General features: G+C 73.8%; 11 protein-coding genes. 5 read left to right on the forward strand and 6 right to left on the reverse strand.

Annotation, left to right across the window (positions count from 1 at the left end; translation table 11 throughout):
- On the forward strand, positions 1-432 hold a 432-nt coding region (locus ACWFQ8_RS14695; RefSeq protein WP_453786588.1), incomplete at its 5' end, for an IS5 family transposase.
- 8 nt (positions 433-440) lie between these two features.
- Here ACWFQ8_RS14695 and ACWFQ8_RS14700 read toward each other — a convergent pair.
- Positions 441-2222 carry a FadD3 family acyl-CoA ligase gene (locus ACWFQ8_RS14700; protein WP_453786589.1) on the reverse strand — a complete coding sequence of 594 codons (1782 nt, stop codon included), beginning with the start codon at positions 2220-2222 and terminating at the stop codon, positions 441-443.
- 94 nt (positions 2223-2316) lie between these two features.
- Here ACWFQ8_RS14700 and ACWFQ8_RS14705 point away from each other — a divergent pair, with 94 nt between their 5' ends.
- Genes ACWFQ8_RS14705 through ACWFQ8_RS14715 form a run of 3 tightly spaced genes read left to right on the forward strand, consistent with a single transcriptional unit; the run spans position 2317 to position 4787 of the window.
- Positions 2317-3468 carry a lipid-transfer protein gene (locus tag ACWFQ8_RS14705; RefSeq protein ID WP_453786590.1) on the forward strand — a complete coding sequence of 384 codons (1152 nt, stop codon included), beginning with the start codon at positions 2317-2319 and terminating at the stop codon, positions 3466-3468.
- Between the two features lie 3 nt (positions 3469-3471).
- Positions 3472-4014, forward strand: a complete 543-nt coding sequence (locus ACWFQ8_RS14710; RefSeq protein WP_453786591.1) for a Zn-ribbon domain-containing OB-fold protein — start codon at positions 3472-3474, stop codon at positions 4012-4014.
- Positions 4011-4787 carry an enoyl-CoA hydratase/isomerase family protein gene (locus ACWFQ8_RS14715; RefSeq protein ID WP_453786592.1) on the forward strand — a complete coding sequence of 259 codons (777 nt, stop codon included), beginning with the start codon at positions 4011-4013 and terminating at the stop codon, positions 4785-4787. Before ACWFQ8_RS14710 ends, ACWFQ8_RS14715 begins: the two co-directional genes overlap by 4 nt.
- 136 nt (positions 4788-4923) lie before the next feature.
- On the opposite strand, the gene ACWFQ8_RS14720 is transcribed toward ACWFQ8_RS14715, so the two are convergent.
- The 3 genes from ACWFQ8_RS14720 to ACWFQ8_RS14730 all read right to left on the reverse strand — a co-directional run bounded on the left by ACWFQ8_RS14720 (position 4924) and on the right by ACWFQ8_RS14730 (position 8867).
- Positions 4924-5421 (reverse strand): peptidylprolyl isomerase, encoded by a 498-nt coding sequence (locus tag ACWFQ8_RS14720; RefSeq protein ID WP_453786593.1) that lies wholly within the window; start codon positions 5419-5421, stop codon positions 4924-4926.
- A gap of 68 nt (positions 5422-5489) precedes the next feature.
- The gene (locus tag ACWFQ8_RS14725; RefSeq protein WP_453786594.1) at positions 5490-7910 is read right to left on the reverse strand and encodes a serine/threonine-protein kinase; all 2421 of its coding nucleotides are present in this window, start codon (positions 7908-7910) and stop codon (positions 5490-5492) included.
- Between the two features lie 162 nt (positions 7911-8072).
- Entirely contained in the window at positions 8073-8867 is a 795-nt protein-coding gene (locus ACWFQ8_RS14730; RefSeq protein ID WP_453786595.1) for a VOC family protein, read from the reverse strand.
- A gap of 332 nt (positions 8868-9199) precedes the next feature.
- On the opposite strand from ACWFQ8_RS14730, the gene ACWFQ8_RS14735 reads away from it, so the two are divergent.
- On the forward strand, positions 9200-9847 hold the full coding sequence (locus ACWFQ8_RS14735; RefSeq protein ID WP_453786596.1) for a TetR family transcriptional regulator: 648 nt from the start codon (positions 9200-9202) through the stop codon (positions 9845-9847).
- A 56-nt stretch (positions 9848-9903) separates the two neighbouring features.
- On the opposite strand, the gene ACWFQ8_RS14740 is transcribed toward ACWFQ8_RS14735, so the two are convergent.
- Together ACWFQ8_RS14740 and ACWFQ8_RS14745 are read right to left on the reverse strand one after the other, a co-directional pair.
- Entirely contained in the window at positions 9904-10377 is a 474-nt protein-coding gene (locus ACWFQ8_RS14740; protein ID WP_453786597.1) for a nitroreductase family deazaflavin-dependent oxidoreductase, read from the reverse strand.
- Positions 10377-11636 (reverse strand): acyl-CoA dehydrogenase family protein, encoded by a 1260-nt coding sequence (locus ACWFQ8_RS14745; RefSeq protein WP_453786598.1) that lies wholly within the window; start codon positions 11634-11636, stop codon positions 10377-10379. Before ACWFQ8_RS14745 ends, ACWFQ8_RS14740 begins: the two co-directional genes overlap by 1 nt.
- Between the last annotated feature and the right edge of the window lie 114 nt (positions 11637-11750).

Below are 11750 nucleotides of genomic sequence, written 5' to 3' on the forward strand. Positions count from 1 at the left end.
GGTAAGGCCGGTTCCAAGATGCACGTCCTGTCCGACGCGGACGGACTGCCCCTACGCGTCGGGCTCTCCGCGGCCAACACCCACGACAGCCAGGCCCTGAAGCCGATGCTGTCCCATTTCCACATGGGACACGAATCCCACGCGACGGAATCGAAGCCTCGCCGCCTTCACGCCGACAAGGCGTACGACATCCCTCACCTGCGGCGATGGCTCTGGGGCAAGCACATCGGGGTCCGTATCGCACGCAAGGGCATCGACTCCAGCGAGCGGCTCGGCCGCCGCAGGTGGGTGATCGAACGCACCATGTCCTGGCTGACCGGTTACCGCCGGCTCAACCACCGCTACGAGCGGAAACCAGGCAACTACCTGGCCTTTCTCGGACTGGCAGCCGCTCTCTGCTGCTACAAACGGCTCCTCAAGCTGACCATGTAGGACACGGTCTAAGGCCCGCGCAGTTCCCGTTTGAGGACCTTTCCGCTCGCGTTGCGCGGCAGTTCGGGGACGAACTCGACCGCGCGCGGGACCTTGTAGTTGGCCATCTCCCGCCGGGACCAGGCGATCAGGTCGTCGGCCGTGAGGGCGGATCCGGGGCGCCGGACGGCGTACGCCTTGCCGACCTCCCCCAGGCGGGGGTCGGGGACGCCGACCACGGCGACGTCCGCGATGTCCGGGTGCAGGCCGAGGAGCTGCTCGATCTCCGCCGGGTAGGCGTTGAAGCCGCCGACGATGAACATGTCCTTGATCCGGTCGGTGATGCTCAGGTTGCCGGCCGCGTCCAGGACCCCGACGTCGCCCGTGCGCAGCCAGCCGTCGGGGGTGACGGCCTCGGCGGTCGCGGCCTCGTCCTCGAAGTAGCCCCGCATGACGTGGTGGCCGCGCACCCACACCTCGCCCGGTGTGCCGGCGGGCCGGGGCTCGCCCCCGGGGCCGGCGATGCGCAGTTCCGTGTCCGGGACGGGCCGCCCCGAGGTCGCGGCGACGGTCTCCGGCGGGTCCTCCCGGCGGCACATGGTGACGATGCCGCTGGCTTCCGAGAGCCCGTACGCGGTGAGTACGACGCCGACGCGCAGGTCGGAGCGCAGCCGTTCGACGAGCCGGAGCGGGACCACGGCCGCGCCGGTGACGACCAGGCGCAGGGCGGAGAGGTCGTGGTGGGCGCGCTGGGGGTGGTCCAGGAGGGACTGGTGGAGGGTGGGCGGCCCGGGCAGTACGGAGATCCGTTCGGCGGCGACGTTGGCGAGGACGGTGTCCACGTCGAAGACGGGCTGCGGGACCATCGTGGCGCCGCGCATGAGGCAGGCGATGACGCCCGCCTTGTATCCGAAGGTGTGGAAGAAGGGGTTCACGATCAGGTAGCGGTCGTCCTCGCGCAGTCCGGCGAGCTCGCTCCAGACCGCGTAGCAGCGCAGGGACTGGGCGTGGGTGATGACGGCGCCCTTGGGGCTGCCGGTGGTGCCGGAGGTGAAGATGATGTCCGAGGGGGCGTCGGAGGCGATGGCGTCGGCGCGGGCGCGGACGTCCCGCGCCGGTACGGCATCCCCGTCGGCCAGGAAGTCCTTCCAGGTGCGGAAGGACTCGGGGGCGTCGTCGGCGAGCACCACGACCTGTTCCAGGTGCGGCAGTCCGGGCAGCGGCCCGCGGCCGTGCCCCTCGGCGGCGGCGCGGCGCAGGGAGGCGACGTAGGAGGTACCGAGGAAGGTGCCCGTGACGAAGAGCAGCCGGGCGCGGCTGCGCCCGAGGACGTAGGCCGCCTCCGAGCCCTTGAAGCGGGTGTTCAGGGGCACGAGCACCGCGCCCGCCGAGACGGCGCCGAGGGCGGAGACGATCCACTCCAGGGTGTTGGGGGCCCAGACGGCGACCCGGTCGCCGGGCTCGACGCCCGCCGCGACGCAGGCGGCCGCGGCGCGCTCGACGCGCTCGCCGAGCTGCGCGTAGCTGACCCGGACGCGGCCGTCGACGACGGCCTCGCGGTCGCCGTACCGTTCGGCGGCGTCCCGGACCAGGCCCGCGATGCTTCCCCACCGCAGGTCCCCGCGCGGATCCTCGGCCCCCGGCGCGGGCCCCGGCCCCGGCCCGACCCAGGACCCGGGCGCGGGCCCCGGCCCCGGCCCCGGCTCGCCCTCGTGGCCGGCGCCCCGTCTCCGGGCCGGGCCGCCGCCCCCGGCTCCGTCCGTGCCCGCGGGCCACGGACCGTGCCCGTGCCCGACCGCGTCCTCGCCCATCGTCCGCCCTCCCCGGTACCCAGTAGCTGACTATCCGTCAGATTAGCTGTAGCCTTCGCGGCTGTCAGTACTGGCGTACGGCCCGGAGGTGGCGATGGCGGCAACGCTCAAGGACGCTACGGCGATAGTCGGCATCGGCCAGAGCGCCTTTGCCAGGCAACTGCCGCAGTCCGAGAAGGAACTGGCCTGCCGGGCCGTACTGGCGGCCCTCGACGACGCGGGCATAGACCCCTCCGAGGTCGACGCCTTCTCCTCGTACACGATGGAGGAGACCGACGAGGTCGAGGTCGCCAAGGCCATCGGCGCGGGCGACGTCACCTTCTTCTCCAAGATCGGCTACGGCGGCGGCGGTTCCTGCGCCACCGTCGGCCACCTCGCGTCCGCCGTCGCCACCGGCCAGGCCACCGTCGGCGTCGCCTGGCGCTCCCGCAAGCGCGGCTCCGGCCCCCGCCCCTGGAAGAACACCGCCGTCCAACTGCCCACGCCCGGGCAGTGGACCCGCCCCTTCGGCCTGCTGCGGCCGGCCGACGAGATCGGCATGCTGGCCCGCCGCTACATGCACGAGTACGGGGCCACCCGCGACCACCTCTTCAACGTGGCGATGGCCTGCCGCAACCGGGCCAACGAGAACCCGGCCGCGATGATGTACGAACGCCCGCTCACCCGCGAGATGTACATGACCTCCCGGATGATCAGCGACCCGCTCTGCCTCTTCGACAACTGCCTGGAGACCGATGGCGCGCTGGCCTGCGTGATCGTCTCCGCCGAACGCGCCCGGGACTGCCGCCAGAAGCCGGTCTACGTGCACTCCGTCGCCCAGGGCCTGCCGTCCCAGCACCACGGGATGGTCAACTACTGGAACGACGACCCGCTGTCGGGGCCCGCGTGGACGGCCGCGCGCCATCTGTGGAAGCAGGCCGACTTCGGGCCCGAGGACGTGGACGTCGCCCAGATCTACGACGCCTTCACCCCGCTGATCCCGCTCTCCCTGGAGGGCTACGGCTTCTGCGGGCGCGGCGAGGGCGCCGCCTTCACCGAGGGCGGCGCGCTGGAGCGGGGCGGCCGGCTGCCGATCAACACCGGCGGCGGCGGGCTGAGCGAGGCGTACGTGCACGGCTTCAACCTGATCAACGAGGGCGTCAAACAGCTGCGGGGCATCTCCACCGCCCAGGTGTCGGACGCCGCGACCTGCCTGGTGACGGCGGGCGAGGGTGTCCCGACGTCCGCGATCCTGCTGAGGAGCTGACCGATGACCGCCGCCGCATCCGCGCCCGTACCCGCATCCGCCCCCGCGCCCGTACCCGCATCCGCCCCGGCGCCCGTACCCGCATCCGTTGCCGGGAGCGGGGGCGGCGTCGGGGACGGCCTGCTGCTGCCCGTCCCCGACGATGACGGCGCCCCCTTCTGGGAGTACGCCGCCCGGGGCGAGCTCCGCGTCCAGGCCTGCGCCGCCTGCGGCAGGCTGCGCTTCCCGCCCCGCCCCTGCTGCCCGCACTGCCGGTCCTTCGACAGCGCGTGGCGCCCGATGAGCGGCCGGGGCCGCATCTGGTCCTACGTCCGGCCGTATCCGCCCCTGCTGCCCGCGTACGCCGCGCAGGCCCCGTACAACGTGATCCTCGTGGAGCTGGCCGACGCCCCGCGGATCCGGCTCGCCGGGAACCTGGTGACCTCCGCCGACGCCCCGCTCGACTCGATGGACCCGGCCCGGCTGCGCATCGGTGCGCGCGTGCAGGTGGTCTTCACCGAGACCGCCGGAGTGACGGTGCCGCGCTGGGTGCTGGAGAAGCCGTGACCTTGCGGGTGGAGCGGGACGAGGCGAGCGGCGTCGCGGTCGTCACCCTGGACCGGGAGCGCCGGCACAACGCCGTCGACCTGGCGACCGCGGCCGAACTGGGCGAGGTGTGGCGGGAGTTCCGCTTCGCTCCGGAGGTGCGGGCGGTGGTGCTGACGGGAGCCGGCACGGCCGCCTTCTGCACCGGGATCGACCGGGACGTGCAGGTGCCGCAGCCCGGCTCCCCGTACTCGGTCGACGACCCGCTGGTGGCCATCGGCCCCAAGGCCTCGGATCTGTGGAAGCCGGTCGTCGCCGCCGTCAACGGCATGGCCTGCGGCGGCGCGTTCTACCTGCTGGGCGAGGCGGACTTCCTGATCGCCGCCGACACGGCGACGTTCTTCGATCCGCACACGACCTACGGGATGGTGAGCGCCTACGAGGCCGTCTACATGGCGCAGCGCATGCCCTTCGGCGAGGTCGCGCGGATGTCCCTGATGGGGACGGCCGAGCGGCTCTCCGCGCGGCGGGCGTACGAGATCGGGCTCGTCTCGGAGCTGACCGCGCCCGGGGACCTGCTGCCGGCGGCCCTGCGGGCGGCGCGGACGCTGGCCGGCTTCCCGACGGGAGCCGTGCAGGGCACCGTACGGGCCCTGTGGTCGGCGAAGCAGGCCGCGCTCCAGCAGGCCCTGGCCCAGGCTCCGGCGCTGATCACCCTGGGGAACCTGCCGCCGGAACGGCAGACGGAGCTGTTCACGGGCCGCCGGGAGGCGCCCCGGCCGCGCGTGCGGTGATCGCGGGTCCGAGACCACGTGCGGTCCCGCGGACGGTTCGCGGGGGCCGGCCGGACATGGCGGCGGCCCCGGCCCCGGATACGGGGACGGGGCCGACCGGCCGGACGGTGCCGGGGTGGATCAGCGGATCAAGGGATCAGGCGGCGTCGACGACGCCCGAACCCGCGATCTCGATCTTGGCGCGGGTGGTACCGGACTGGGAGCCGAGGCCCTCGATCTTGGTGACGAGCTCCGAGCCCGAGACGACCTCGCCGAAGACGACGTGCTTGCCGTCGAGCCACGGGGTCGCGACGGTGGTGATGAAGAACTGCGAGCCGTTGGTGTTGCGGCCGGCGTTCGCCATCGACAGCAGGAACGGGCGGTCGTGCTTCAGCTGGAAGTTCTCGTCGGCGAACTTCTCGCCGTAGATGCTCTTGCCGCCGGTGCCGTTCTGGTTGGTGAAGTCGCCGCCCTGCAGCATGAACTGCGGGATGACGCGGTGGAAGGGCGAGCCGGCGTAGCCGAAGCCGTGGACGCCGGTCGCGAGCTCGCGGAAGTTCTGCGCGGTCTTCGGGACGACGTCGTCGAAGAGCTTGAACTCGATGCGGCCCGCGGCCTCGCCGTTGATGGTGATGTCGAAGTAGACGTTGCTCATGGGGTCCATCCTGTCACTCCCGGTGCCGTGCGCTGTCCGGCGGGGCCGGAGCGCCGCCGCCGGGCTGGTCAGCCGCCCGTTCGGGTGCCCGTCCCCTTGGCCGCGTCCAGCGCGTACACGCACCGGTCCTTGCTGCAGGCATAGACCACCCCGGCCTCGGCGACCGGGGCGCCGGTGATCTCGCCGCCCGTGGCCAGCTTCCAGCGGAGCTGCCCGCCCGCCGCGTCCAGCGTGTACAGGCAGTGGTCGGCCGAACCGAAGTGCACCCGGCCGTCCGCGACCGCCGGCAGGCCGGTGATCTCGCCGCCCGCCGCGAAGCGCCACTTCGGCGTGCCGGTGACGGCGTCGAGCGTGTACAGGGCACTGCCCGCGCCCAGGTGGACGTTGCCGTTGGCCACCAGCACCGGGTCCGCGGACTGCCGGGACTCCGTAGCGATCCGCCAGCGGTCCTTGCCGGTGACGGCGTCGAGGGCGTAGACGGTGCCCAGGTGGTCGACGAGGTAGACCCCGCCGCCGGTCACCGCGGCGCCGGGCGCGAAGGCCGGGGGCGCCAGGAACACCGCCGGGGCCTCGAAGTGCCAGCGCACCCGGCCCGAGGCCCGGTCGACGGACAGCACCCGGGTGCCGGCCGACACGTACACGTTGCCGTCGGGGGCGGGGGTGACCCGGACCGGGACGTTCCCGCAGGAGGCCGCGTCGCCGACCGGGTAGGACCAGGACTCGCGGCCGGTGCGGGCGTCGAGCGCGCGCAGCCGGGCGTCCTGCCAGACGTAGACGGTGCCGTCCTGCAGGACCGGGGTCGCCTCCGGCGTCTCGAAGTCGCTCTGCGCGCCGGTCAGCTCCCACAGCTTCTGCCCGGTGGAGGCCTCCCAGCCCTGTACGCCGCCACCGCGCGTGGCGGTGACCACGGTGCCCCGGTCGGCGCGCAGGCCGTAGACCCACGCCTCGGTGGACAGCCGCCACCGCTCGGAGCCGTCGGTCGCGTCGAGGGCGTAGAGGGAGGGGCCGTCGGAGGCGTGGATCCGGCCGCCGGAGACGGCCATGGACCAGGCGACGTCGCGGGTCTTGAACTGGCGGCGGCCGCTGCCCACGTCCAGGGCGTGCACCTCGAAGGAGCTGACGTAGAGCAGGTCGCCGGCGACGGTGGGAGTGCCCCAGACCTCGTTCGACATCCGGAAGCGCCACGGACGCCAGCGACCGCTGTCGGGGGCCGGGCCGGGGGCGGGTACGGACGGCGCCACCGAGGAGGCCGGGCCGGACGCGCCCGCCGCACCTGCGGACGCCGCGCCGCCGGGCGGCCGGATCCAGCCGGTCGCCGAGTCCGCGGCGGCGTGCGCGGCCGGCGCCGAGGCGCTCGCGCGGGGGCCGGGCCCGATCGGCACCGGGGAGCCGCCCAGGCGTACGGGCTCACCGGAGCGCGCCGGGGCCATCGGCGGGTGGTGCGGGCGCTGCGGCACGGCGTGGCCGGTGCGCGGGTCCGCCCAGGGGTCGACGCCGCGCTGGCGCCGGTGCGTGGCGGGCCCGGAGGCCGGACCGTGCGGGCCGGCGCCGCCGCCGGGGGCGGGGGCGGGCACCACGGGGGCCGGCGGCGTACGGTGCCCCGCACGCCGGGCCTCGATCATCGCGACGGCCCGCGCGGGCAGCCACGCGGAGGCGGTGCCGCTGTCGTCGCCGCCGTCGAACAGGTGCGGGGCGAGCTGCGCCTGGAGGTCGGCCGGGGTGGGCCGCAGCGTGGCGTCCATCTGCATGCAGGAGTCGATGAGCGGCCGCAGCTCCTCGGGCAGCCCCTCCAGGTTGGGCCCTTCGCGCAGCAGCATGAAGACCGTCTCCACCGGGTTCGCCCCGTGGTACGGCGGGTGCCCGGTGGCGGCGAATACCAGCGTCGAGCCGAGCGAGAAGACGTCGCTGGCGCCCTTGACGCTGCGGGAGTCCTTGGCCTGCTCGGGAGACATGTAGGCGGGGGTGCCCACGGCGACGTTCGTCATGGTCAGGCGGGTGTTGGAGACCCCGCTCGCGATACCGAAGTCGATCACGCGCGGCCCGTCCTCGACGACGAGCACGTTGGACGGCTTCAGGTCGCGGTGGACGAGGCCGGCGCCGTGGATGGACTGCAGCGCCTCGGCGATGCCGGCCGCGAGCCACCGTACGGCCTGGGCGGGCATCGGCCCGCACTCGTTGACGATCTCCTCCAGGGAGGGCGCCGGGACGTAGGCGGTCGCCAGCCACGGCACGGCGGCGCGCGGGTCGGCGTCGACCACGGCCGCGGTGTAGAAGCCGGACACGGCGCGGGCCGCCTCCACCTCACGGGTGAACCGCACCCGGAACAGCTGGTCCTCGGCGAGCTCGGTGCGCACCGTCTTGATCGCGACCCGTCGTCCGGACGCCGACCGCGCGAGATAGACCAGCCCCATGCCGCCGGCGCCGAGCCGTCCCAGCACCTCGAAGGGGCCGATCCGTCTCGGGTCGTGCTGCGTCAGCTGCTCCACCACTCGCCTCCACACCTCCCCGTACGAGCCCCTCACCGAAGCCCGCTTCCACCGGCACGGGGCGATGCCCCGTGCAGCGTCCCACTCCCGGGCGCCGCCCGGTCGCGCACACCCGATTCTGTCAGGCCCGCGCCCGGTCCGGCCCCGGCACGGCGGTGCCGGCCGTCACGCCTCGGTCTTCGTGCGGGGTTCCGCGAGCAGTCCGAAGACCGCTCCCTGATTGTCGGCCACGACGGCGATCCGCCCGTACGGCGTGTCGAAGGGGTCGGCGGTGACCCGGCCGCCGAGGCGCTGGACCATCGCGACGGACTGGTCGCAGTCCGGGACGGCGAAGTAGACGAGGAAGTGCGCCGGCATGATCTCCGGGAAGGCGTCGGTGATCAGGCTGCGGCCCATGACGGCGGTGTGGGAGCCGGGCGCGCTGCCGGGCGGGGACCAGACGCGGTACTCGATGCCGGCGTCGTCCTGGTCCTGCGGGACGTACCCGAACACCTTGGCGTAGAAGACGTCGACGGCGTCGCGGGCCCGGGTGTAGACCTCGCTCCAGCAGTACGTGTACGGCTCCTGCTGGGCGTCGAAGCCGTGGTGGGTGCCGGGCTGCCAGAGGCCGAACACGGCCCCGCCGGGGTCGGCGGCCATCGCGGCGGTCCCGTACGGGCCGACGGGCTGCGGATCCATGACCATCTGGCCGCCGGCCGCGCGGATCCGGGAGGCGCAGGCGTAGGCGTCGGAGGTGTAGAGGTAGACGCCCCAGACGGTGGGCATCCGGCCGTCGGGCTTGGGGGCGAGGGCGGCGACGTTGCGGCCGCGGCTGTAGGCCTGCGTGTAGTGGCCGTACGCGGCGCCCGCGCCTTCCGCGAAGGTCCACCCGAAGAGCTCACCGTAGAAGCGCTTGCCCGCCTCGACGTCCGGAAGCGAGGCGTCCACCCAGCAGGGTGCGCCTTCCGCGAATGCGGCCATGAGCCCGGTTCCTTCCGTTGTGCGGGGGTACGTACCCTCCCACCTCTCCCAGCCATGATCTGCCCGAAAACTTGTCCACAGCCTGTTGATAAGACTAATCGGGGGAAACGCAGGGCAACCGGGCGCCACGCCCGGGGCGGGGGCCGGAGGGCGGTGCGGGCCGAGCAGGGGGGCGGGCGCGGGCGGTGCGGGGGCCGGGCGGGGGCCGCGGGCCCGGCCGAAAACCTCCCCCGCAGCCTCGCAGGACCGGCTCCCGCCCAGGCCGGCGGCCCAGTAACCCCATTTGCGGGCGGCCGAATAGCGCGCCGATCACGCGTCGGTAAGCTGACGGCATGACAGGACAAGTACGCACCGTCGACGGGCGTGTCGCCGGCCGGCGCGGCCAGGCGACGCGGCAGAAGCTGCTCGACTGCCTCAGCGAGATGCTCAGCTCCTCGCCGTACCGCGACGTCAAGGTGATCGACGTCGCGCGCAAGGCCGGCACCTCCCCCGCGACCTTCTACCAGTACTTCCCGGACGTCGAGGGCGCCGTCCTGGAGATCGCCGAGCACATGGCCGCCGAGGGCGCGCAGTTGACCGCGCTCGTCGAGGGCCGCACCTGGGTGGGCAAGTCCGGTTGGGCGGCGGCCGAGGAACTCGTCGAAGGCTTCCTGGACTTCTGGCGGCGCAACGACGCGATCCTCAGGGTCGTCGACCTCGGCGCGGCCGAGGGCGACAAGCGGTTCTACAAGATCCGCATGAAGATCCTCAACTCCGTCACCAACTCCCTCACGGAGTCGATGAAGGAGCTCCAGGCGAAGGGCAAGGTCGACAAGGAGGTCAGCCCTGCCGCCATGGCCGGTTCGCTGGTCGCGATGCTGGCCGCGGTCGCCTCGCACCAGAAGGGCTTCCAGACCTGGGGCGTCAAGCAGGCCGAGCTCAAGCCGAACCTGGCCCTGCTCGTCCACCTCGGCATCACGGGCAAGAAGCCGACGAAGTAGCGGCGGACCCCCTCCGGGGGCCCGCCGTCCGCGCCCCACCCCGGGCGGGCCCGCGATCAGCGGCGCTCCAGGCGGAACAGCCTGATCTCGCGCTCGATGCGCGCCTGGTACGTCGCGTACGGCGGCCAGAACCCGAGCACCGCCCGCCATGCCTCGGCGCGCTCCTCGCCCTCCAGCAGCCGGGCGCGTACGGCGATGTCCGCACCCTTCCAACTCACGTCCGCGTCCGGGTGCTTGAGCAGGTTCCCGGTCCATGCCGGGTGCCCGGGCCGGCCGAAGTTGGAGCCGATCAGCAGCCAGCTCGTCCCGCCGTCCTCCGGCATGCAGGCGAGCGGGGTGGTGCGAGGCTCGCCGCTCTTGGCGCCCGTGGCGGTGAGGATCACGCCCGGCAGCATCCGGGCGCTGAGCATCACCTTGCCCCGGGTCAGTCTGTGCACCGCCTTGTCCATAGCCGGGATGACATGCGGTGCGATCTTGGCGAACAGCAGGGTCGAGGAGACCTGCTGCATCAGTTTGACGCCCGGAGCCATCAGACGGTCACCTTCTCGGTCAGGGGTGCGGGGTCGGGTGCGGTGGGCGCGGTGTCGGGTGCGGTGGGCGCGGTGGGCGCGGTGCGTGCGGTGGGCGCCGGGTCGAACAGGCCGGCCAGGTCGGCGGCGTGCGCCCGCAGCCGGTGGACCGGGCCGAACAGCAGCTCGTCGGATGCCGCCCGCTTGAAGTAGAGGTGCGCGTCGTGCTCCCAGGTGAAGCCGATGCCCCCGTGCAACTGGATCGCCTCGCCGGAGGTCACCCGCAGGGCCTCCAGCGCCTGGGCGAGGGCGAGTCCGCCCTGCGCCGGGTCCCATGCGGCGTAGTAGGCCGCCGAACGGGCCGCCCGCACCCGTACGAACAGGTCGGCGAGCCGGTGCTTGACGGCCTGGAACGAGCCGATCGCGCGGCCGAACTGCTCCCGCCGGCGTACGTACTCCACGGTGCGCTCCAGCGCCCGGTCGGCCGCCCCGACCGCCTCGGCGGCGAGCACCGTGCAGGCGGTGCGCCCGGTGGCGGCGAGGGCGCCCGGTACGTCCGACTCCTCGCCGCCGAGCATCTCGGCCGGCACGTCGCGCAGTTGTATCCGGGCCTGCGGCCGGGTCTCGTCGAGCACGGTCTGGCGCGTACGTACGAGGCCGGGCGCGTCCTCCCGTACGAGGAACAGCAGGGTACGGCTGCGCGCGAAGCCGCCGGCGTGCGCGGCGACCAGCAGCAGGGAGGCACTGTGCCCGTCCAGCACCTGCGCCGCCTCCCCGTACAGCCGCCAGCCGCCCGAGCCGTCGCCCCGCGCCTGGATCCCGCCCGCGCGACCGCCGCCGGCCCAGTCGCCGCCGGTGTTCTCGGCGGTCAGCGCGAGGGCGGTGGTGAGCGCGGGTCCGGGGACGGCGAGGGCGGCCGTCAGCCCGCCGGCGGCGAGCGGCGGGAGCAGTGCGGAGCGCTGGGTGTCGGTGCCGAGGGCGGTGACCAGCGGGACACAGAGGGCGGCGGTGGCCAGCAGCGGCGAGGGCAGCAGCGCCCGCCCGGTCTCCTCGCAGGCCAGGGCCAGGTCGGCGGGGGTGCAGCCGACTCCGCCGTACTCCTCGGCGACGGCGATGCCCGCCAAACCCAACTGCTGGGCCAGCTGCTGCCACAACTGCCGGTCGTGACCCGCGGCGGTGCGAACGGCGGCCTTGACCTCGTCCGGGCCGCAGCGTTTGCCCAGGATCTCGCGCAGGGTGCGGCGCATCTCGTCCTGCTCCGCGGTGAAGGCGGCATCCATCGTCGGGCTCCTCCCCGTATCTGACGGGCCGTCATGTTAGGCCGGAGGGCGCCAGATGCCCAGAGGGCGACGGCGGCGGACCGGGCCCCGACGGAATCCGGCCACCCGGCCCCG

The sequence above is a fragment of the Streptomyces sp. NPDC055254 genome (assembly GCF_053606025.1).